Raw genomic sequence first — 23548 nt, 5'->3', positions numbered from 1 at the left:
CTTTATTTGAGATAACTAAAATTATCAAAAAAATGTTTTAGTCTCAAATAATATAGAAATTATAATTATCAGAAACTATAAAATTAATTACCAAATTTAAAGGTTTAGCTATATTAAGTGTAATAAATAATACTTTTAGAAATTTTGGGAAATTAAACAATTTAAATGAAATTATTTTTTAGAAAATCAGGAGATAGCCCTACAACAATCATCATTTTACATGGTATTTTTGGTTCGTCTGATAATTGGCTTACCATAGGAAAGGTACTCGGAGAGCATTTTACTGTATACATGCTTGACCAACGAAATCATGGTCAGTCGCCTAGAAGTGAGGAGTTCAATTATAAAGTAATGGCTGATGATTTAAAAGAATTTATAGACGAAAACAGCATCGAAAACCCCATTTTAATCGGGCATTCGATGGGAGGGAAGACCGTCATGCAGTTTGCCATGAATTATCCTGAGGCATTTGCTAAAATGGTGGTGGTAGATATTGCTCCTAAATTTTACCCTGTACACCATTCTATGATTTTGCAAGGGTTGGCTGCCGTAGATTTGAAAACCCTTAAAAGTAGAACGGAAGCCAACGAAACTCTAAAACGCTTTGAAGAAAGCGAAGGAGTACGTCAGTTTTTATTGAAAAATCTTTGGAGAAATCCTGAAAAAAATAATGAATTTGACTGGCGTATTAATGTGCCTGTGATTGCTAAAAACATTGATGTAGTAGGACATGAGCTTGAAAATGAACATACTGTACAACAGCCAGTATTATTTTTGCGTGGTGCGGAATCTCATTATATTCAGCCTGAGGATGAGCGTAAAATCTGGGAATTGTTCCCAAATTATGAAATACAAAGCATTGAAGGAGCAGGGCATTGGGTACAAGCCGATAAGCCACAGGAATTTATTGAAATCGTTTCTCGATTTGTAAATTCATAATTTATAACATACAAATCGTACTTAAAATGCTTTTTTTAATTCCTTCAATACTTGCGCCTGATACGTCTGAATCTGTGCTTTCGCCTCAAATAAAGGAGGTAATCAAAGAGACAGATTATTATTTTGTTGAAAATATTCGTACAACTCGCCGTTTTATCAGTGAGTTGAAAGTAGGGAAAATAATTGACCAGCTTCATTTTTTTGAATTAGACAAGGATACGCCGCTTGCTAAAATAAAGCAATATTTTAAAGCAATTCCAGCGGGTAAATCTATTGGTGTTGTTTCAGAAGCTGGTTGCCCTGGAGTAGCCGACCCTGGTGCTTTGGCTGTACAAATAGCCCATCAGTTAGGCATGAAAGTGGTACCCTTGGTGGGGCCTTCGTCTATTTTATTGGGATTGATGGCCTCTGGTTTTTCAGGACAATCGTTTGTTTTTCATGGCTACTTGCCCATTGATAAGGTAGAAAGAAGTAAAAAAATAAAAGTATTGGAGAACGACTCTAAGAAAGGACAAACTCAGATTTTTATGGAAACGCCCTTTCGGAATAATCAACTTTTGGATGACTTGCTAAGTAGTCTGGCCCCAAATACATTCTTATGTATTGCCTGTAATGTAACTGGTTCTGATGAGTTTATTCACACAAAATCAATTGCTGACTGGAAAAAACAGAAACCTGATTTGCACAAAAAACCGACGATGTTTTTATTGTCAATTTAAAAATTCGAGTATTTATCTTCATCTTTGTGCACTCTTTAACTTTACTAATTACAATATAAAATGATTCAGGTACAGACATTCAGATTTAACCCTTTTGGCGAAAATACTTATGTTCTTTTTGACGAAAGCAAAGAATGTGTCATTATTGACCCAGGCTGTCATGTTTATGAAGAACGCAGTGCTTTAAAAAACTATATCGAAGACCAAGGTTTAAAGGTGGTTCATTTGCTCAATACGCATGCTCATATTGACCATGTACTTGGCAATGAGTTTATTAAAAGAACCTATGGCGTGAAATTGCATTTGCATAAAGAAGATTTACCTGTCTTATCAAATGTTGAAAGTAGAGCTGAATATTATGGCTTTCCAAACTATGAGGCTTCCACGGTAGATGTTTTTATTGAAGAAGGGGATATCATTACTTTCGGGAAATCTACGTTAGAAGTAATTTTTGTGCCAGGTCATGCTCCTGGTCATGTTGCTTTTTTAAATAAAGCCCAGAAGATTTGTGTAAGTGGAGATGTGCTATTCAAAGGAAGCATTGGCAGAACCGACTTCCCTTTATCTAGTTTTGAAGCGTTAGAAAAAAGTATTAGAACCAAACTTTACACGCTTGATGATGATATGGTTATTTACCCAGGACATGGAGAGACCACCACTATTGGATACGAAAAAGTAAATAATCCATTTATCAAACTGTAAAAACCACTTCTCATTCGAATAACTAATGATTGAAATTAAAAAACACATTCCTAACACACTAACTTGTGCCAATTTACTCTGCGGATGCTTTGGCATTTTAAATGTTTTTGACGGTAATTTAGAGATTGCTTCTTATTTAATGTGTATCGCATTGGTGTGCGATTGGTTCGATGGTTTTGTCGCTAGATTATTACACGTAACTTCACCTATCGGAAAAGAATTAGATTCTCTGGCAGATATGGTTAGTTTCGGAGCCTTGCCTGCATTTATCATGCTACATTTGATAGAGGGTAGTTGCGATGGATTCTGTACTACGGGGCTTTTTGGTTTTCATAAACCTTATATAGCATTGTCACTGGCTGTATTCTCGGCTTTGCGTTTGGCCAGATTTAATGTTGATACTCGCCAAAGTGATTCTTTTATTGGTGTACCAACGCCTGCAAATGGATTGGTAGTAGCAGCTTTACCATTAATCGCCATCTATCAGCCCGAATACAAATCGATTTTTATCAATTATAATGTTTTGATTATCTATTCAATCGTGATGTCTTATCTATTGGTTGCTGAATTACCATTGTTTGCCTTGAAATTCAAGGATTTTGGATGGAAATCAAATCAAATCAAATATATCTTTTTGATTCTCTCCATCTTACTAATCATCTTACTGAAGTTTGTAGCAGTTCCTATCATTATTTTAATGTATATCGCGCTGTCTATTATTCAGAATATGATTCAGAAGAAAGAAAGTTGATAATATAGCTTACACAAAAACTGGCTTCCTAATCCGCATATTTGCTTGTTAGGAAGCCAGTTTTTTATAAACTACCAAATAAGCAACCAGAAGTCTATTTCTTAATAAACTTCTGGTTAAATTGTTTTTGTCCCTGCGTCACATTCAACAAATAAATACCCTGTTGAAACTTATGCACATCTATTGTATAAGGCTTACTTGCATCTTTTTGCTCACTTTCAAAAATCGTTCTTCCCATCAAATCATGAATCTTGAATACTAGATTTTCCCTTTGATTTCCGTTCACTTCAATATTGATGATTTCTTCACTTGGGTTAGGATATATTTTTATATCCGCGTCCAATTCTTGTTCACTTGCCAACACTCTTTCTTGTTCTAACTTCCAAGGAACCAAATTTGCTTCTGGTTGAGGAAAGGCAGTAGTGCTTAATACATGAAATTGACCAGGAGCAAACGGGTATTTTGCTTTTAAGTCGCTTACATTAATTTCGGCATTGCTAAAGAAGTCATACCATTTGCCTGTATTCGGGAAAATGTCCGTAATTGTTTTCTGTTCTAAATCAAAATTGCCCACTATAATTACTTGCTGAGTGGCTGAATTTAAGATGATTTTTTTTACCGTATTACCCAAATCCGTTTGTGTATCTGTACTTTTAAATATTGCCTGATTGGTCTTTAATTTAATCAGTTCAGAAAACACTTTGTAAAGTTTTAACCTATCCGCATCATCTTTATATTCCCAGTGAATAGGCTTTTTGCCTGTTCTACCATTTTGGTCGATTGAAACATCGTAGCCTAATTCCCCAAATTGCCAAATCATTTTTGGCCCTGGTATCGCAAAAAACATAGCTGCTGCCGCTTTCGTTCTTTCCATCACAGTAGCCACACTAAAGATGGCTTTGCTGTTTTTCAAAGCATCATAAGCCACTCTTTCTTCATCGTGACTTTCCATATAACCAATAGCCCCAGGATTTTTGAAGCCATGAGCTTTGTATGAAAGTCGGGTAAAATCACTAGCATTACCTTTTACAGCATTTCTAAAATCGCCATTCAAGTTTGTCCAAACCATCATCCCCAAATCGGTAAAGGTTTGTTCTTCTTTGTCTTCCGAAAATAATTCTAAAATGAAATAGGCATCTTTGTCAAAACTTCTGATATTATCATAATACCCCTTGATAATATCAACCCTACTTTGGTCATAAACCCTGAACTGACTATCATTTGAAGAACTTTTTTGAGTAAATCCTTTGGCTAAGTCAACCCTATATCCATCAATTTTATATTCTTTCAACCAAAACTCATTGGCACGATTCACATATTCTTTCGTATCGCTATTTTCATGATTAAAGTCAAAAAACACGCTGAATGGGTGCGTAGCTTGCTGATTGAAAAAAGGCGAATCCGTTGATGGTTGTGTGCCATCCCAATACATTTTCACATAAGGAAATTCATAATCAGCCTGATTGAACACAATATCAAGCACGACAGCAATGCCATTTTCGTGACAAGTATCAATGAATTTTTTTAAATCCTCTTTAGTACCGTATGCTTTATCAGGGGCAAAGTAATAAATAGGATTATACCCCCAAGAGTCATTCCCCGAGAACTCATTCACAGGCATTAATTCAATACAATTGATGCCTAATGTTTTAAGATAAGGAATTCTATTAATAGCATTTTTGTAGGAACCATCTACATCAAAATCACGAATATGCAATTCGTACACGATTAGATTATCCTGTGAAGGACGTTTGAAGGTAGTAGTTTTCCACGGATAGGCACTTTGTCCAGTCTGAAAAATAGAAGCGATACTTTTTACAGCATCAGGAAGTTTTTTCAGATTAGGATAAGTAGTACTTGAAATATATTGGTCGTTGTTTGGGTCAAGTATTTTTTCAGCATAAGGGTCACCCACTGCTAGTGTACCGTTTACCAAATACTGAAAAGCATATTCTTCACCTTTGTTTAAACCTTCAACTTCTAGCCAATAAGTATTCCCATCGGGAGTACGTTTCATTAGGTATTTAGCATCAGTTTTCCATTGGTTAAAATCACCGATGAGATAAACAAAATCTTTTTTAGGCGCAAAAAGTACTAAAGCAACCTTTGTATCGGAAATATAATTAATACCATTTTTAAACCCTGTAGGTAGGATTTCAGTCTTAGGAGTTGGTTTTACTGTAATGGTAAATTCAGTGGTTGAAGTTTCACTTGTAGTAGTAGCTGTAAATTTTACTGTTTGACTTTCGCCCGAAACATTACCAACATTAAGCGAATACGTTAAAGAATCTTTGTCAATCATTGTTAAAACATTCGTATTATTAATACTTAAATTCAAAGTGGCTTTTTTAGAGGCTACCGCTAAAATTGGAATTGAGCTTCCAGCAGTAGCAAAAAATGATTTTTCTTGGGGTTTAATAAAAGCTACATTTAGCTTTGTATCGTACATCGTTACAATTAAATCTTCTGTTTGAGCTTTACCGTCACCACTTTTTAAAAGTACTCCTAAGCGTTTGATGGTTAAAGCAGCGGGTACAGCAAAATAATCTCTAGGTTTTAGTTTGATACTCCACACATCATTCCCTAGTGATGTCATTTTGCCTTTTTCAAAAGGAAGTGCAAAATTGGTTTGTCCACTAGGTTGATACTGGAAGGCATCGCCCGTATCGGTTGTACCTGCACCCGACCATAAATAAACGTCGGATGTTTTTCCTAATAATGCTTTTGCACGTGAATCTTTAGCTAGTTTGAGGTCGAAGATGAGTGTAACGTCTTGGTCTCCATTAGGTAATGCTGGCGTTGTGGTGACGACCTGTGCCAACGAGCAAAGGTTAGTCACCCAGCATAAGGTGAATAGTAAAATTATTTTTTTCATGATATTTACAAAAGATTGGTTAATGGAAATGCTAAGGTAATAGAAATAGATGAGTAGTCGGGAAGAGTGCTATACAGGTATATTGTAGAAATATTTTTTTGATAAATAGTATTATGTTGCGAAGGTCAGCAAGGGAATGTGCTATTGTATAAGCTTTTAGCTTCTGATTCTATCAAAAAAGCGTTTTGTAGAATCAGAAACTAGGTAAATGCTGGTACGAAATTTTAGTCAATTACAAAGAAAGGTTTAAGGGCATCATAAACACGATGGACAGGTAAGCCCATTACGGTAAAATATGAGCCTTCCATGCGCGGAATACCAACCATACCAATAAAATCTTGAACACCATAGGCACCTGCTTTATCGAAAGGCTTACAGGTTTTAATGTAATATTCAATTTCTTGGTTCGTTAACTCACGGAAGAAAACATTAGCAACATCAATGAAATTTTGTGTACTTTCCTTTGTCATTACACAAACGCCAGTAATTACTTGGTGCTGGCGACCAGATAATTTTTTAAGCATCAAGCTTGCTTCGGTAGCATCTTGAGGTTTATTTAGGATTTCATCATCCACAACAACGATAGTATCGGCTGTAAGGATAATCTGATTATCAAGTTCTTGTCTGAAAGCCTCCGCTTTTTTTAAGGCTAAAAAAGCAGGAACTTCAGTAGCAGGCATGGTAGCTGGGAAATCCTCGTTGGTATCTTTTACCCTTACTGTAAACTCAAAACCAGCGTCACGTAATAATTGTTGGCGACGTGGCGAGTTTGATGCCAGCATAAGTGGTTTAGTTAATTGAAGCATTTTTTCTTTTGGGAAATTAAAAAGTAATGAATAAAGCTCGACAAATTTACTTAAATTCAGTGAATCAATTCATGAAGTTTCTTTTCTTCATGATGCTTTTGCTTTTTATTACTCCCATCAATCTAATTGCACAAAACCTAGACTCACTTCTGAAACAAGCTCCTCCAGAGATACCCGTACCCGCTAAAATAATACCAGTTTCTGTCAGTATGAAGTCTGCTAAGGATAGCATCACGTATGCCAATCTGAAAAAAAGATTTTCAAAAAATAAAATACTCAGAGAAATCCACGGGTTTTTGTTTAGAGATGTTTATAATGTAAACAACCAAGGGCAAGAAGTAGTAAAAATTGACGAAGACCCTTATACACAATATGAAGGAAGGGTAATTCGCAAAATATATGTGAAGCGTTTGAAAGTTTTTGGAGAAAGTATCGCCGATACTGCTAGAAAAGCCCAAGGGTTAGATAAATTTCTGAGTTCATTACATGTCAACACGCAGGAGAGTGTCATCAGGAAATCGTTTTTGATGTTTAATGTGGGCGATATTATTGATGCAGATAGACTACGAGACAACGAAAGGGTAATGCGTCAAAGTGCTATTTTGCATGATGCCAGAATATTGATTATTCCTGACCCTGAGTTTCCTAATTTAGTAGATTTACTGGTGCTTACCCAAGATGTTTGGTCATTTTTGGCTGACGGAGAGATAAATGGTTTTCAAAATTATACACTCAGAGTACGTCAGGTTAATTTTAGAGGAATAGGGCATTCATGGAGCAATACATTTTTTTTGAATACCCAGCGGCGTCCTGCTTTGGAATATGCCAGCACTTATACTATTCCATATATTGGTCGTTCGTTTATTACTGGTCAGGCCGAACTCGAGCTAAAAAGGGATGTTGCTCATTATGCCCTTCGATTCTACCGTCCTTTTCTTACTCCAGAAATGAAAGTGGCTGGTGGTTTTGTAGTAAGTAAAGACGATAATGATTTGACCACCTTCAGAGGGTATGATGGCACAACTTATCTACTTAACGATACCACCTATTACACTTTTCCGATACAAAAGAATTTTGTAGATTTTTGGCTAGCCAGGGCCTTCAAAGTTAATTTTTTGAACAAAGGGAAAGACAATCGTTCTAGGTTTGTAGTCGGACTTCGATTTAGTGATGTCAGGTTTGATAAACGCCCCATAGTAACCGCCGATACCAATCAGTTATTTAGAAATCATACTGATTATTTAATTGGCATAGGTTTTTCAAACAGAAAATATAAAAGAGATATTTTGATTTATGGTTTTGGATTAACAGAAGACGTCCCTTATGGATCCTTAGCCACTTTTGTAACTGGCTTAGAAAATTCAGACGCATACGGGAGTAGGATGTATGCGGGCTTGAAATTAGCCAAAGGAGAATACATTGGTAAGGCGGGTTATCTTTATGGATTAGTGAATTTTGGTGGATATTCTAATGGCACAACAGGTTTGAGTATAGAATCTAACTATTTTAGTACCCTTCATGCCTTTAGAAGACGTACTCAGATTAGGCATTTTGTCAACATAAAATATGCATTTGGTACAGACCGATATACAGGTGAGTTCGTCAATATTAACCGTGAAAATGGTATTTTGGATGTAAATAGTGATAAGCTATGGGGAACTAAAAAACTGGGGATAGGTTATCAAATAGTATTTTTTTCAAGGCTAAACTTTGTTGGATTTAGGATTGCTCCTTTTTTCCAAACAGATTTTGCTTTTATTAATCCTAAAAACCAGTTTTTGCTTAACAAAACGCCTTATACCAGTATTGGCATTGGGATACGATTAAGGAATGAAAATCTAACATTTAATACGTTCCAAATAAAGTTTTCATACTTCCCCAATTTGCCGAATGTTAATTTATTAGATGCGTCGTTTAATACGACTTATAACCTCAGATTGAAAGATTTTGATATTTCTGCACCCGAGATAGTTCCATTTAAATAATAAAAATGACCGTTAACTAACTTTTAACGTATTGTTGAAACAATATCAAGTTAGCTTACGTTTTTTTAAACAATGAAAAAATATCCTATAAATTAAAATAATACATTTGCCTATGTCCATTGAAAAAGACATTAAACAGAAGTCGTTTAAGAATGTTTATGAAAAAGTTGCTGTGAATTTGATGTACACAGATAGTTGGTTGCTTAATCACTATTCACAACTTTTAAAGTCATATAATTTATCAGACAAACAATATTTTGTGTTAAAAATCCTTCTTGAAAGTTCGCCAAATCCTGTTTCAGTAAATTTTATCATCGAGCGAATGCTAAATAAAATGTCGAACGGTTCTCGTTTGGTAGATAAATTAATTGAAAAAGGATTGGTTTTAAAAGTACGTTCTAAAACGGATAAACGGTCGATGGATGTAGCGATTACGGATAAAGGCTTATTATTGATAGACGAATTAGACCAAAAGGTAGCTGAATGGGAGGGGAATTATTCCAGACTAAGCAAAGATGAGATTAATAATCTACACGATTTACTTAATAAAATGAGAAAATCGGCGTAATAGTATTTTTTAATTGGTTGAAATTCAGCAATTTAAATATATTAACAAAAAATTAACAAATAAATGTATTAACATTAAATGTTTTTACATTAAATTTGTAGCGTATTAAAATTATGAGCATCGAAAAAGACATAAAACAAGCAAGCTTTAAATCAGCCCATGCCAAAGCAATGGTCAATATTGTTTATACGAACAATTGGCTGTCAACGCTGCAAATGGAAGTTTTTAAACCTTATGATTTAACACTTCAGCAGTATAATGTGCTTAGAATTTTGAGGGGGCACTATCCAGAGCCTATCACCGTAATAGGCATTATAGAAAGAATGCTTGATAAGATGTCTAATGCTTCTAGGTTAGTTGATAAGCTTTTATTAAAAGAGATGGTAATAAGGCGTGAATGCCCGAATGACCGTCGTGCGGTTGATATTCTTATCACTCAAAAAGGTTTAGACCTATTGGCAGAATTAGATATTTTGCAAAAACAATGGGAGCAACAAATGTATGGTTTAACCGAAAGCGAAGCCCTACAATTAAGCGATTTATTAGATAAATTAAGACAATCGCCACCAGAATCAGAACAATAAAAAAGTAATAAATAATAATTAAATAAAAATCAAAGTAATGAAATCTATCAAATCTATTCTTAGCATTTTCGCAGCAGCTTTATTTGTAAATGTAGCAGTTGCAGGTACTCCAAACAACGGTAAAAAAGAAACAGCTTTACCAGTAGACACTAAAGCTAGCAAAATTCACTGGTTAGCTAAAAAAGTAACAGGTCAGCACGAAGGAACTGTAGGTATCTCTTCAGGTTCATTATTAACTTCAGGTGCTAAAGTAACTGGTGGTACTTTTGTAATCGATATGAAATCTATCGTATGTACTGATATTACAGATGCTGAATACAACAAAAAATTCATTGGTCACATTACAACTGGTGATTTCTTCGAAGTAGAAAAATTCCCAACTTCTACTTTCAAAATCACTAAAGTTGCTGGTGCGAACATCACAGGTGATTTAACTTTACACGGTGTAACAAAATCTATCACTTTCCCTGCAAAAATTACTTCTGCTGGTGGAAAAGTTACTGCAACGGCTTCTATTCCAGTTGACAGAACAGATTTCAACGTGAAATATGGTTCTAAAAAATTCTTTGAATCAATCGGTGACAAAGCTATCGACGATGTATTCAACTTAGACGTTACTTTAGTAGCTGGAAAATAATCTTTCCAAGCCTTTTACTAAAGGACTATTAAAAGCTTCCCAAGTATTCTATTCAAGAATGCTTGGGAAGCTTTTTTTATTTATCATGCTAAATTAAAATGGTATGCTTGCATAATAATATTATTTAATTCATATTGCATTATATTTTATCTTGAAATTGTATAAAATCTATTGTTATGAATTTTAATGAACCAATGCTAAGGGATGGAGCCCTGAGAGGAAAAACGATTATTGTAACAGGAGGAGGAACAGGGCTGGGGCGGTCGATGTCGAAATATTTTTTAGAACTTGGCGCCAATGTGGTGATTGCTTCACGCAAGAAAGCAGTATTGGATGAAACCGCAGCAGAACTAATAGCTGAAACAGGAGGCAAAGTATTAGCCATAGCCTGTGATGCACGTAATTATGAAGAAGTAGAAAATGTACTGAAAACCTCGGTAGAATACTTTGGTGCAGTACATGGCTTGGTGAATAATGCTGCGGGTAATTTTATTAGTCCTACCGAAAAGCTATCGCATAAAGCATTTGATATTGTTGTGGATATTGTATTGAAAGGTTCTTATAATTTTAGTTTAGCAGTCGGGAAATATTGGATTGAGCAAAAAATAAAAGGCACAGTGATGTCAATTGTGACTACTTATGCATGGACGGGCTCGGCTTACGTAGTGCCATCGGCAACAGCAAAAGCAGGTGTTTTGGCATTAACACGTTCTTTGGCAGTAGAGTGGGGAGCAAAGTATGGTATTCGTTTTAATGCAATTGCCCCAGGGCCATTTCCTACCCAAGGAGCTTGGGAACGACTTTTTCCTGCTGAAGCCATGGGAGAAGAATTGGCAAGCAAGTTAGCACCCGAAAATAGGATTCCATTAAAAAGGGTAGGAGAACACCAAGAGCTAGCTAATTTGGCTGCCTATTTAATGTCAGAATTTTCGGCCTATATCAATGGTGAAGTAATCACGATTGATGGCGGAGAATGGTTAATGGGAGCAGGGGAATTTTCAGATTTAAACGAAGTGTCTGAGGAAAAATGGATAGCCATTGCTCAGGCAGTTCGAGGGAAAAAGTAATAGTGGGTATGAGTTGAAAGTTTATGAGTTGAAGGTTTGTTTCCGTGGCTGGTCTCCTGACCATTGCTGTTCGGAAGCCCAGCCACGGATGTAAAAAATAATAAAGGTTATGAGTTGAAAGTTTATGAGTCAAAAGTGTATATATTTTCTCATAAACCTTCAAGTCATAAACTTATTATCTGCGGTTAATTAATTTAATGGCTCTTGCTATTCTTGGTCGGTTGTATCGTTGAAGAAAAATTGGGTATATATTCAGTAAGATATTTAATATTAGTAGTGACAACGATTTGAGAAACCCAAATTTGAATGCTACGAAAATATTAAATCCTAATACTATCAACATAATGATTGTGTGTCCTAATTCATCTTGTTTTGTTCGATAATGTAGATTCATTAGCGCTTTTGTATTCTTTTCTACAGGTTTGGTTTTTTTGTTCAGTTTTTCCCAACCAATCCAAACTAATAATTTTCTATAAAAATTTACTCCAAGAGACTCATATATTTTCCCTCTCTTTTCCCAAGACTTTTCATTAAAATACGGATAATTTAGTTCGCTTTTCAATGCTTCAGTAAAAGAAAGTACACATGCCATCAACAAGAAGTTTAGCGCAAATGCGAACGAAAAGCCCTTCATCCCCGTATAATACACTAAGGCATAAACTAAGCCAATTGTAACGATTGTAATAAAAACTAACATTAAGATTCTTTTCATTGATTAATTTTGTTTTGGTTTTTGAGAGGTTATATAACTCGTAAATATAGACATGTTTGTGTTTTTTCCTTTAATATTAAAGTAAATAAACCAATTATTACTTTGCCTAATTGTCAAATACTTAAATGTATTGTTTTGATAATACCAAAAAAATATGAGTTTAGCATTTATGAGCAAACAAATACTGTTTTAACTCATAAACCCTAAACTCATCAACTTTTAACTCATAAGTTCTATTAAAACTGCACTTTCTTAATCCAGTCCAAATCATATTTCATAGATTCCAGTGGAGTATGCCCTTGATAGGATTCTTGTTCTATAATATATTCAGTCGTTCCACCGATTTTAGCAGCTAACTTTAATACTTCGGCTACATTCATTACGCCTTTGCCAAGCATCGAGCTTTCCCAAGGTTCTTTTTCGCCTTTTACTTCATCTTTTACGTGTAGGAGTTCAAAACGTCCTGGATATTGTTTTAATAATTCCATCGGACGAGCACCTCCGCCATACATATTACCAATATCTAATTGTTGACAAACCAATTTAGGGTCGGTGTACTGCATAATGATATCGTACACTTTTACACTCGTTAAACGAAGGCTAAATTCAAAGTCATGATTATGATACCCAAACTTCACACCCGATTTCTGACAAAGCTCGCCTGCTTTATTAAATACCTCCATAAAGCGTTTACAATCTTCAAAGTTTCGGCGGAGGCTAATATCTAGCCAAGGACTAATTAAATATTTTTGTCCCAAAATAGCCGCATCCTCTACCGTTTGTTTCCAAGAATCAGTAAAATCTTGCTTTGAAGCATCCCAATCTTCCCCTTTCATCACTACGTGACCACTTCGCATAGATAAATCTAATTCATCAAGAATTTTACGAAATTCTTTGGCTTCAAATCCATAAAACTTATGGTCAACATAATTGGCATGTTCTACATTTTTATAACCCATTTCTTTCACCGCTTCAAGCGTAGAAAGAGGGTCTTTCTTCATGTCATCACGAAGGGAATACAATTGTAGGCCAATATTCTTTTTAGAAGGTTTACTAGCCCAAAGCGTATCTGGCACTAATAAAGCTGTTCCAGCCAAAGCAGCAGTTGTTTGGAGAAATTTACGTCGAGAGTGTGATTGGTTCATTGCTGATTTTTTTTCAACAATATATCTGAATTTGTAATGAGTGCTATCTTTGTTTATAAGGTGCTGTGTGGCTATTGTTCTTTCTCAACAGCCACCAATCCCAACTTAGCACCTTCTTCCAACACAAATGGAATACCCGATGCTAATGTATTTTCAATTTGTCCTTCTAAAATGGCTTCACGAACGGCTATTTTGATAATGCCTACTTCTTTAGAGGGCTTAATCCCAAACAATTCCATGATGATTTCACCAGTGACTACGGGTTGAAACTGACGAAGTTTGTCGCTTTCTTCTACTTCTTTTAGCTTCTGTTCAACGATGTCGAAATTGCGGAGGTATTTTTTTACTTTCTCACCATTTTTAGAAGTAATATCGGCTCTACACAATATCATTAAGCCTTCTAAATCTTCACCTGCTTCGTATAGTAACCGTCTGAGAGCAGAATCAGTAATGGCTTCTTTTGAAAGAGCAATCGGACGTAAATGCAAACGCACTAGTTTTTTTACATAACGCATTTTCTCATTCAACGGTAAACGCATTTCGGTGAAAATACCTTTTACCCATTTTGCTCCCATCTCTTCATGCCCGTGGAAAGTCCACCCTCTTTTTTTATCAAAACGTTTGGTAGCAGGTTTGGCTATATCGTGCAAAATAGCTGCCCAACGAATCCATAAATCATCCGTTTTGGTGGAAGCATTATCTAGCACTTGAAGCGTATGATAAAAATTATCTTTATGTCCTTTGCCTTCTTCGGTTTCTACCCCTTTTAGTTTGACAAACTCAGGGAAAATTTTCTCTAATAGTCCGCAAGAATCTAATAGTAAAAAGCCATAAGACGGTTTTTTAGCCAGAATAATTTTATTCAATTCATCCGTAATACGCTCTTTCGAGATAATATCTATTCTATCTTTTTCTTTGATAAGGGCATCAAAAGTATCAGGATGAATATCGAAATTAAGTTGCGTTGCAAAACGAATAGCACGCATCATTCTGAGCGGGTCATCTGAAAAAGTAATGCTAGGCTCTAAAGGCGTTTTGATGATTTTCCTGCGAATGTCTGCCAAGCCATCAAAAGGGTCGATTAATTCTCCGAAGTTATTCTCATTCAAAGAAATTGCCATCGCATTGATGGTAAAATCTCTGCGATTTTGGTCGTCCTCAAGTGTGCCATCTTCCACGATGGGCTTGCGTGAATCGCGTTGATAGGATTCCCTTCTGGCTCCTACAAATTCTACTTCCCAATCGTCTAATTTAATCATGGCTGTGCCAAAATTCTTGAAAACAGAAAGATAGGTGTCTTCTCTGCCAGAGTTTTTGGCAACCAATTCAGCTAATTCAATGCCCGAGCCTACGCAAACAATATCAATGTCTTTGGAAGGTCGGTTTAATATCAAATCACGCACAAATCCACCTACTACATAAGCTGGTACATTTAAGGTTTTTGCGGCATCTGCCACAATTTTAAAAATTGGATTTGTATGTAAAGTTTCTGCGAAATTCATATTGTTAAGTAATTGAGCGATTTAATGAATGAGTGATTTAGTGATTACTACATTTAAACCGCAGCGGCTGACCGCTCACAAATTACCCTTTGTATTATGTTGTTTGATTTTACTTGCTTTGGGCTATAGGCTTTAAGCTGTATGCAATAAGCATAAAACTATCTTTTTTCAATTAAATAAATATTTTGCCTAATGCCTATAGCTTATAACATCACTATTGACTAATCACTATGTAATTTATTTTCTGATGAATTTAAAGTCACCACCAATCCCTAATTTCACAATTTGTGAAGGCTGTACATTTTTATTTTCTCCTTTAGGATTCTTCAAAATGAAATCTACATTTTCGATAATTTTTGGAGAAATATCCTCAAATTTTTGTGGTGAAAGCTCTCCTGAAATATTGGCAGAAGTAGAAACAATGGCTCTTTCAAACTTGTAAACCAGTCCTTTGCAAAATTCATCTTTGACCAATCTGATGGCAATAGAACCATCCTCGCCTAAAAGATTAGGCGCAATATTTTTACCTTGAGGGTAAATTACGGTAAGGGGTTTCTCTGCAAACTCAACCAGATTCCAAGCAATTTCAGGCACTTCTAACACATATTCAGAGAGCTGTTCTATTTTGGAAATCAAGATGATAAAAGCTTTATTATCAGGTCGTTGTTTTAGTTGATACAGTTTTTCAACGGCTTTTTCGTTGCGGGCATCGCATCCTAAACCCCAAATGGTATCAGATGGATAAAGAAGCGTGTCTCCTTTTCGTAAATGTTGAAGGGCGTCGTGATACATTTTAAATATTTTTTGCAAAGGTAAGAAAAAAGCTTCGCTCTGCCTTCACAAGCCTCATGAATGTAACTTTGAACTTGTTTTTTTACTGACCTTTTTCGTCTTTTTGAGAGGAATAACTAAGTTTGCGAATATAAAAAACTTCTCGGGGAGTTTCTTCAAAGCGAGTCTCTATTCTTCTTGTACCCCAAACCAAAAAATTCTGATTATACCATGCAGCAACACTAGCATCTTCGTCGGGTTTAGAAGTACTATCACTCTTGATTTCAAAAATTTCCATTTCGCTTATTGTCTGATTGCCCTTTATTTGCTGTAAATGCACTTCGCCTTTTTTGAAATATGCCATCAGCCAGCGGTCTTGTAAAGTAGATACCTGTACTTGTTCTACCAATTCGCCACTTTCTATATTATCCATAACCAAGGCGTTATCCCATAGCAGATTGCCCTCTTTATCAAACTCACAAATGACAGCATGGGTAAAACGATAATCATCTTTGTTTTCACCATTTTTGAACCTACTTCTTAACGCTGTATTAAAAGCATTATAATTCTTGGGTAAGGTATAATATATTTCTGCGACTAACACTGCCCCTTTGTCTGTTTCTAATAAATTATGGACCAGTAGTTTATAGCTAAAATTAGGGTCTTTTCCCTCTTTCTTTTTTTGCTCTATTTTTTCTTTCAATTTCTCTTGTCGCTTAGGAGACATAAAGCTGAAAAAGTTTTTGAAATCGGCAAATTTGATAATATTAGTATTCTTCTCAATGCCTTCTTCTAAGCGTGTGAGGTATAACCCTTTTGAAAATTCATTACAATTATTGGAAAAATTCCCTACTAAAAGCGATTCTTTTTCATTCAAAGACAGCATTTTTCCACTGATAAAACTTAGGCTATTGCCTTCTTTGTCTGGTACGTGGATGGTACGCAAAGATTTTCCTTCATACGAATATGTTTGAATAACTAATCCACATTTCCCTTTGCGTCTTTCTTTTACAATAACATTCAGTTCGGTTCTTTTTTCGTCTATTTCCAAGGCACTAATTTCTAGACGGTCGTCATACAACCCATGTAAAACTTTAGATTTTTGGTTGAAAAAAGTGAATGAAGCAACAACAGGTTTGTCAAAATAATTACCTCCTACAAATGCTGTATTGCTCAATACCTTAAAAAAAGAAACATCAATAATACTTGGTAGCTCGCCTTTGAATTCATCAATTTCTCCTCTGACAATATCCAAACGGACAATATTTATTTTAGGTGACTCAGGAACAGTAAAAAGCCAAAATAGATATTCTTTGTTCTGGAAACTCATCTGTAGTTCATACTCATGCGAGATACTAAGATTGGTATTCCACTCTAAATGGAGGTCGGTATTATATTTCTGGAATGTCCATTGCATACCGTCACGATTGAACATACCATATTTTTCAATGGTAAATAACAGACCGTCTTTTCCAAGCGGCAAAACCGAAACAGATTCCTCTGATTTATTGTTTTTAGGGATTTCGATGGCCGCAACTTGTTTTAACTGCGCCCATAAAATGTTTTGGGAAAGCAATAACAAAGGCAAAACTATTGCCAATGAAATGTTTTTATGGACTGAACAAAAACGGGGCTTTGTTCTAAAACTCAACAGTAACGAAAGTTTAGTTAGTAGATATTCCATAGCTTAAATACATTTAGAATAACAAGTTACAAAATCCGATGTTTACTCAAGATAAAATTGGCTAACTTTGTAGAAAATTAAAATATTTTGAATCTGTTGAAGCAGGATTGTCCTTTTTGGCAGAGTATTGTAAAGACAATACTAACTTTTAACCCAATTTTTTCTACATATGGCTCTTAAAAAACTACATATTGATACTGCTATTATTTGGATTGATAAAAGGCGTAACGAAGGAAAGTCTAATCAGGAAATTTATGGTGAATTAACTAAAGCATACACTAATAAAGATGCAATAGCTAAACTAATAGCAAAAACACTTACTAAAGAACAAAAAGATGAATATAGAACATTGAATAATATCCTTTTTATCTTATTGGTATTATCTGCAATTTTTAAATTAGGGTTTGGAGCGGCATTTGCACAGAATTTACATGAGTATCTATTTGTTATTCTTATACCCATGCTTAATATCTATTTTGCATATGTTGTTTTTAAATTTAGGGTTAGTGACTATGGCAATGCTATCAAGATTATCTTATTGTCATGTGTACATCTGCTATTTGAAGCTAAAAATAAGGAAGATATAACACCAATAATAGTTAATGTTGTCTTTAGCCTGCTGATTGTTGCTTTATTTGCATTTTTATCAACCGCTTTTTCTGCAATACAACAACATGAATTTGAGAAAGATATTAATGGGGAGTATATAATTAAATAATAGAAACTGGATTTAAGCCAGTATAAATCAAAGTTTTCAGATTTTATTAAATAAAGTCTAGTTAAAAATTAAGTTATAGAATATATATAATGAATTTAGAAAAAATATTACAAGACCACATCGCAGCGGCATTAAAGGCTGAATTTGACGTAGAAGAAACCAATATTGCCCTTCAACCTACTCGTAAAGATTTTGAAGGCTCTTTTACCTTTGTGGTATTCCCTTATGTAAAAGCTTTACGTAAATCGCCTGTAGAACTTGGAAATGCTATCGGGAATTATTTAGTGGCTAACTCGGGTGTTGTGAAAGGTTTCAATGTGGTGCAAGGGTTCTTGAATCTTTCCATTGCTGATACAGCTTGGCTTACGATGTTTGGAGGAATTTTTAAAGATAAAAAATTCGGACAATTAGCGGATAAAAACGAAGTGGTAATGGTAGAATACTCTTCGCCAAATACTAATAAACCTTTACATTTAGGACACCTTCGTAATAATTTCCTAGGGTTTTCGGTTTCACAGATTTTATTAGCCAATGGGTACGACGTAGTGAAAGCTAACTTGGTAAACGACCGTGGTATTCATATTTGTAAGTCGATGTTGGCTTATCAAAAATTTGGACAAGGAGAAACGCCTGAATCAACAGGAATAAAAGGCGACCACTTGGTTGGAAAGTATTACGTTGAATTTGATAAGCATTATAAAGTAGAAATTGAGGCATTGAAAGAAAAAGGCTTATCGGAAGATGATGCTAAAAAACAAGCACCACTTTTGGTAGAAGCCCAAGAAATGCTATTGAAATGGGAGGAAGGCGACGCTGAAACGCTAGCCCTTTGGAACAAAATGAACGATTGGGTATTTGATGGTTTTAATAAGACTTACCAGAAAATGGGGGTAAGCTTTGATAAAATTTATCGTGAATCAAATACTTATTTGTTAGGTAAAAAGTCAGTTGAAGAAGGATTAAAATCAGGCGTATTCTTCCAGAAAGAAGATTCATCGGTTTGGATTGATTTAACAGACGAAGGACTTGACCAAAAATTGGTTTTGCGTAAAGACGGTACTTCGGTATACATTACCCAAGATATAGGCACGGCAGATTTAAAGTATAATGACTTTAAAATGTCGAAATCGGTGTATGTAGTGGGAAACGAACAAGACTATCATTTTGAAGTATTGTTTAAGATTCTTAAAAAATTAGGTCGCCCTTATGCAGACGGTACTTACCATTTAAGCTATGGAATGGTGGATTTACCTTCGGGTAAAATGAAGTCTCGTGAAGGAACAGTCGTGGATGCTGACGACTTGATGCAAGAAATGACTGATACAGCTCGCGAACGCACATTGGAGCTTGGTAAAATAGATGGTTTCTCGAAAGAGGAGGCAGAAGAACTTTATCATACCTTAGCGATGGGAGCTTTAAAATACTTCTTACTAAAAGTTGACCCTAAGAAAAGAATGCTGTTCAACCCTGAAGAATCAATTGATTTTCAAGGAAACACAGGGCCTTTTATTCAATATACGCATGCACGTATTTGTTCAATTCTAAGAAAAGCACACGAACAAGGCATCATTGGTGTAGCGGGTAATTATAAAGCCTTACAGGAATCTGAACAAGAAGTAATATATTTATTAAGCGAGTATCCAAAAAAAGTTGCTGATGCTGGCAGAGAGCTCTCACCATCATTAATTGCTCAATATGCTTATGATTTAGCCAAGGCTTATAATCGCTTTTATAATGAGGTAAGTATCTTTAATGAGACAGATTTGGATGCCCAACAATTTAGAATTGCTTTTTCTAGTGTAGTAGGAGAAACCATTAAGAAGGCAATGGCGTTGTTAGGGATAAATGTTCCAAGCAGAATGTAGCATTTTCAATTTCATGAAAAAGAAAATTATTTTAACTTTCATCTTAATCTTCATAACAATTATGTTACTCAAACTATTGAAAATTGGCTCTTTGGTAGGTGCGTTAGCCTTACCTTTTACTCAAAATGATGTTGCTAGTCGCCCAGAAAATATGGAAGCTCCTGCTAAACAAAGTCTGTATGATTTCAAAGTGAAATCTTTAGATGGAAAGAATGTTGACTTATCTATGTATAAAGGCAAAAAAGTAATTATTTTAAATACAGCTTCAAAATGTGGATTTACGCCACAATATGCAGACTGGGAGAAATTTTATACTGAAAACAAAGGTAAAGTAGTAGTATTGGGTTTCCCTGCCAACGAATTTGGCGGTCAAGAGCCTGGTTCTGATGAAGAAATCTCTACTTTTTGCAAGAAAAACTACGGTGTTTCTTTCCCAATGTTTTCTAAAGTAGTGGTCAAAGGAGAAGGTAAATGTCCCTTGTATCAATGGTTAACTACTAAGTCGTTGAACGGTTGGAATGACAAAGAACCATCTTGGAACTTCTGTAAATACGTTATCAACGAAAAAGGAGAACTTACCCATTTCTTTGCTTCAAAAATCAAACCTGATAGTCCAGAGTTTTTAGAAGCTATTAAATTATAATAGATTTTTTAAGCAAAACCTCACCCCCAACCTGACTACGCGTCTCGCTCTCCTTCAGAGAGGGGAGCTTTAAGCCCCAAGGTTTGATCCCCTTCTCTGAAGGAGAAGGGGGTGGGGGATGAGGTTTTTAAAAAACATTCAGAATCTAATCAATATGAAACACTGGATTTCTGCTGCCAGACCTCGTACTTTACCCCTAGCTCTTTCCAGCATCTTTATGGGAAGTTTCTTAGCTGCGGGCGCTCATGCTTTCTCTTGGACTACCTTTATCTTAGCCGTTCTTACAACCATTTTTTTGCAAGTATTGTCAAATTTTGCAAACGATTATGGTGATACCGTTAGTGGAGTTGACACGGTAGAAAGAACTGTAGCTACCCGTGCCGTACAAACAGGGGCTATTACTCGTGAACAGATGACAAAAGCCATGATTATCATGTCAGTGCTATCCTTCATTACAGGCTCATGGTTAATTTATGAAGGATTAAAAGATACTTCTACACAAGCAATTCTTACTTTTTTTGGCTTAGGAATTTTGGCTATTATTGCCTCTATTACTTATACTGTTGGCAAACGTCCCTACGGATACATGGGGCTTGGTGATATTTCTGTATTGATTTTCTTTGGTTGGGTAGGCGTATTGGGTACTTATTATTTGTTTGCCCATGAATTCGTTTGGCTAAATGTGTTACCTGCTACTTCTTGCGGATTGTTTGCTGTGGGAGTATTGAACATCAATAATATCCGTGACATAGAATCCGATACCAAAACGGGAAAAAATTCAATACCAGTACGTTTAGGCAAAGCGAAAGCCGTTATCTATCATTGGTTTTTATTAGGCACAGGCTTTTTGTGTGCGGTAATTTATGCAACAGTCATTACTTTAAAAGAACACTCACAGTTTAATCTTAACTTAAGTTATACAAATACTGACCTTCATATGAAGCTGGGTACGGGCGAACAGAATTTCAATCTGCTATGGCTAAATTGGCTTTTTGTAGTAACGATTCCGCTTTTAATCAGAATTTGTAGAGGAGTATCCAAAGGAAAAACGCCTGCACAAATAGACCCTTTCTTAAAAGTTATGGCATTAACTACGCTTTTATTTGTCATTACTTTTGGTATTGGTCAATTGCTTTAATAATCTATTTACCTTTATGTGAATTTATTAGTGCTGTTTTGCAAATTTGAAGGAACAGATAATAAGCTTTAAAAACATCCCGTTAAATTTGTAATATTGTATGCTTAAATCACTATCACAAAATAATACATTCTTACTTATGAAGAAGAGTCTACTTTTTTTATCCTTAGCTTTTTTGCTAAACAGCCACTTTAGTTATTCACAGAGTCAGAGTTTCCAAGAATTGATGGATTTAGGGGTTACTCAAAGTCGCCTTGGCAATCATGCTGCGGCTCAAAGCTATTTTTCACAAGCGATTGCTATTAAGCCTGATGATGCTATTGCCTATTATGACCGCGGAGTAACGAAGGCAAACCTAAAAGACAACAGAGGGGCTATTAACGATTTTGATAAAGCGATTGAATTAAACCCAAAATATGCGGAGGCGTATAGTGGCAGAGGACAAAGCAAAGCGCGCCAAGATGACCATAAAGGAGCCCTACAAGATTATAACAGAAGCATCGATTTAAATCCAGTAGATGCTAATGCGTATTTTATCCGTGGTATCAGTAAAGCAAAATTAGAAAACTACAGAGGTGCGTTATCTGACTTCAATAAAACACTTGATTTAACGCCTGATAATGCACAAGGACTTGCTTCTCGTGGGACTATTAAACAAAGATTGGAAGACTATAAAGGGAGTTTAGAGGATTTTACCAGGGCCATTGAGATTAGCCCTAAAAGAGCAAATTCTTATTCTGGAAGAGCTTATAGTAAAATGAAGATGAGCGACTTTAAAGGAGCCATTGCTGATTATGGAAAAGCATTAGAATTAGTGCCAGAGGATGCTGAATCGTTATACTATAGAGGTTTTAGCAAATGTCAACTAGAAGATTTTCAAGGTGCTTTGGTTGATTTTGACCAAGCGCTTACGCAAGACCCTGAAAGTGCAAGTGCTTATTACGGAAGAGGTTTTGCGAAAAGCAGATTAGGAAATACAAAAAGTGCTATTGAAGACTATAACAAGGCAATTGCAATTGGCAATACTGAAGGAACGAAAGTGGTTCATGTAGGGGCAATCACAAAAACGATTTTAGATGAACTTCGTAATAATGTTCAAGAGCGTTTGAAAATGTCTGAAATTACGGCACAGCGTTCTGAAGTGTATTATAACAGAGGGTTGGCGAAAGCTCGTTCGGGCGATAGCAGAGCTGCTATTGAGGATTATAACAAGGCTATTGCGTTGAACCCTACTTATTCGGAAGCATATTTCACTCGCGGAATGGTTAAATCACAAATGGGCGACCAAAGAGGTGCTATTCAGGATTGTAACAATGCTATTATTTTAAATCCTAAATATTCTGAGGCTTATTATGTTAGAGGTATCATTCGTCATTCACTAGGTGATACTGATGGCTGTAACGATTTGAGTAAGGCGGGCGAATTAGGTTTTACGGCAGCTTATGCAGCTATTCGTGATTATTGTAACTAGGATTTTTGGAGACTTTAAGACATTAGATTTAAGACATTAGACTAGAGGACTTTAGGATGTTGGGTTTTAGGATTTGGTGGCTTTAGGACTTTGTACTTTAGACATTAGATTTAAGACTTTAGGATATTGGGTTTTAGGATTTGAAGGCTTTAGCACTTTCTACTTTAAACTTTAATTTATAAAGAGATTCAAGATTTGGGCTTTGGAGACAAAGTTTAAGTTTTGAATCTTTTTTTATGCAGTAGGTTAAAATGGCTAATAAATTT

The 23548-nt window shown here is 35.5% G+C and carries 21 protein-coding genes; 14 read left to right on the top strand and 7 right to left on the bottom strand.

Features of this window, described 5'->3' with window-relative positions; translation table 11 throughout:
• Nucleotides 1-165: 165 nt before the first annotated feature.
• Genes AC1RNE_RS05295 through pssA form a run of 4 tightly spaced genes read left to right on the top strand, consistent with a single transcriptional unit; the run spans nt 166 to nt 3111 of the window.
• On the top strand, nt 166-939 hold the full coding sequence (locus AC1RNE_RS05295) for an alpha/beta fold hydrolase (protein ID WP_492799981.1): 774 nt from the start codon (nt 166-168) through the stop codon (nt 937-939).
• A 26-nt stretch (nt 940-965) separates the two neighbouring features.
• Nucleotides 966-1658 carry an SAM-dependent methyltransferase gene (locus AC1RNE_RS05290; protein ID WP_492799980.1) on the top strand — a complete coding sequence of 231 codons (693 nt, stop codon included), beginning with the start codon at nt 966-968 and terminating at the stop codon, nt 1656-1658.
• Between the two features lie 60 nt (nt 1659-1718).
• Entirely contained in the window at nt 1719-2360 is a 642-nt protein-coding gene (locus AC1RNE_RS05285) for an MBL fold metallo-hydrolase (RefSeq protein WP_323252045.1), read from the top strand.
• A gap of 25 nt (nt 2361-2385) precedes the next feature.
• Complete coding sequence (pssA, locus tag AC1RNE_RS05280) at nt 2386-3111, top strand: CDP-diacylglycerol--serine O-phosphatidyltransferase (protein WP_492799979.1); 726 nt, start codon at nt 2386-2388, stop codon at nt 3109-3111.
• A 94-nt stretch (nt 3112-3205) separates the two neighbouring features.
• On the opposite strand, the gene AC1RNE_RS05275 is transcribed toward pssA, so the two are convergent.
• Nucleotides 3206-5986, bottom strand: a complete 2781-nt coding sequence (locus AC1RNE_RS05275; RefSeq protein ID WP_492799978.1) for an alpha-amylase family glycosyl hydrolase — start codon at nt 5984-5986, stop codon at nt 3206-3208.
• 224 nt (nt 5987-6210) lie between these two features.
• Complete coding sequence (locus tag AC1RNE_RS05270) at nt 6211-6768, bottom strand: Maf family protein (protein ID WP_492799977.1); 558 nt, start codon at nt 6766-6768, stop codon at nt 6211-6213.
• A 95-nt stretch (nt 6769-6863) separates the two neighbouring features.
• On the opposite strand from AC1RNE_RS05270, the gene AC1RNE_RS05265 reads away from it, so the two are divergent.
• The 5 genes from AC1RNE_RS05265 to AC1RNE_RS05245 all read left to right on the top strand — a co-directional run bounded on the left by AC1RNE_RS05265 (nt 6864) and on the right by AC1RNE_RS05245 (nt 11633).
• Nucleotides 6864-8777, top strand: a complete 1914-nt coding sequence (locus AC1RNE_RS05265) for a hypothetical protein (RefSeq protein WP_492799976.1) — start codon at nt 6864-6866, stop codon at nt 8775-8777.
• A gap of 112 nt (nt 8778-8889) precedes the next feature.
• Complete coding sequence (locus tag AC1RNE_RS05260; protein WP_492799975.1) at nt 8890-9345, top strand: MarR family winged helix-turn-helix transcriptional regulator; 456 nt, start codon at nt 8890-8892, stop codon at nt 9343-9345.
• A 113-nt stretch (nt 9346-9458) separates the two neighbouring features.
• Complete coding sequence (locus AC1RNE_RS05255; RefSeq protein ID WP_492799974.1) at nt 9459-9929, top strand: MarR family winged helix-turn-helix transcriptional regulator; 471 nt, start codon at nt 9459-9461, stop codon at nt 9927-9929.
• Between the two features lie 37 nt (nt 9930-9966).
• On the top strand, nt 9967-10566 hold the full coding sequence (locus AC1RNE_RS05250; protein WP_492799973.1) for a YceI family protein: 600 nt from the start codon (nt 9967-9969) through the stop codon (nt 10564-10566).
• 176 nt (nt 10567-10742) lie between these two features.
• Complete coding sequence (locus AC1RNE_RS05245) at nt 10743-11633, top strand: SDR family oxidoreductase (protein WP_492799972.1); 891 nt, start codon at nt 10743-10745, stop codon at nt 11631-11633.
• Between the two features lie 175 nt (nt 11634-11808).
• Here AC1RNE_RS05245 and AC1RNE_RS05240 read toward each other — a convergent pair whose 3' ends face one another.
• From AC1RNE_RS05240 to AC1RNE_RS05220, 5 genes are all read right to left on the bottom strand, one after another.
• Entirely contained in the window at nt 11809-12345 is a 537-nt protein-coding gene (locus AC1RNE_RS05240; protein ID WP_492799971.1) for a glycosyl-4,4'-diaponeurosporenoate acyltransferase CrtO family protein, read from the bottom strand.
• Nucleotides 12346-12581: 236 nt separating this feature from the next.
• Nucleotides 12582-13490 (bottom strand): sugar phosphate isomerase/epimerase family protein, encoded by a 909-nt coding sequence (locus tag AC1RNE_RS05235; protein WP_492799970.1) that lies wholly within the window; start codon nt 13488-13490, stop codon nt 12582-12584.
• Nucleotides 13491-13561: 71 nt separating this feature from the next.
• Nucleotides 13562-14992 carry a CCA tRNA nucleotidyltransferase gene (locus tag AC1RNE_RS05230; protein WP_492799969.1) on the bottom strand — a complete coding sequence of 477 codons (1431 nt, stop codon included), beginning with the start codon at nt 14990-14992 and terminating at the stop codon, nt 13562-13564.
• A gap of 237 nt (nt 14993-15229) precedes the next feature.
• Nucleotides 15230-15784, bottom strand: coding sequence for an L-threonylcarbamoyladenylate synthase (locus AC1RNE_RS05225; RefSeq protein ID WP_492799968.1), 555 nt, complete (start codon nt 15782-15784; stop codon nt 15230-15232).
• 82 nt (nt 15785-15866) lie between these two features.
• Nucleotides 15867-17447: a hypothetical protein gene (locus tag AC1RNE_RS05220; protein ID WP_492799967.1), complete on the bottom strand. Its 1581-nt coding sequence runs from the start codon at nt 17445-17447 to the stop codon at nt 15867-15869.
• A gap of 169 nt (nt 17448-17616) precedes the next feature.
• On the opposite strand from AC1RNE_RS05220, the gene AC1RNE_RS05215 reads away from it, so the two are divergent.
• The 5 genes from AC1RNE_RS05215 to AC1RNE_RS05195 all read left to right on the top strand — a co-directional run bounded on the left by AC1RNE_RS05215 (nt 17617) and on the right by AC1RNE_RS05195 (nt 23282).
• A complete protein-coding gene (locus AC1RNE_RS05215) occupies nt 17617-18165 on the top strand; it encodes a hypothetical protein (protein WP_492799966.1) in 549 nt (182 codons plus the stop codon).
• A gap of 89 nt (nt 18166-18254) precedes the next feature.
• Nucleotides 18255-20030 carry an arginine--tRNA ligase gene (gene argS, locus AC1RNE_RS05210; protein ID WP_492799965.1) on the top strand — a complete coding sequence of 592 codons (1776 nt, stop codon included), beginning with the start codon at nt 18255-18257 and terminating at the stop codon, nt 20028-20030.
• Between the two features lie 61 nt (nt 20031-20091).
• The gene (locus AC1RNE_RS05205; protein ID WP_309920350.1) at nt 20092-20673 is read left to right on the top strand and encodes a glutathione peroxidase; all 582 of its coding nucleotides are present in this window, start codon (nt 20092-20094) and stop codon (nt 20671-20673) included.
• 154 nt (nt 20674-20827) lie between these two features.
• A complete protein-coding gene (locus AC1RNE_RS05200; RefSeq protein ID WP_492799964.1) occupies nt 20828-21811 on the top strand; it encodes a 1,4-dihydroxy-2-naphthoate polyprenyltransferase in 984 nt (327 codons plus the stop codon).
• A 139-nt stretch (nt 21812-21950) separates the two neighbouring features.
• Nucleotides 21951-23282: a tetratricopeptide repeat protein gene (locus AC1RNE_RS05195; protein WP_492799963.1), complete on the top strand. Its 1332-nt coding sequence runs from the start codon at nt 21951-21953 to the stop codon at nt 23280-23282.
• Nucleotides 23283-23548 lie beyond the last annotated feature (266 nt).

The organism is Arcicella sp. GW822-FHT02H01, from assembly GCF_058802005.1.
This window is presented reverse-complemented; position numbering and strand designations above follow the sequence as displayed.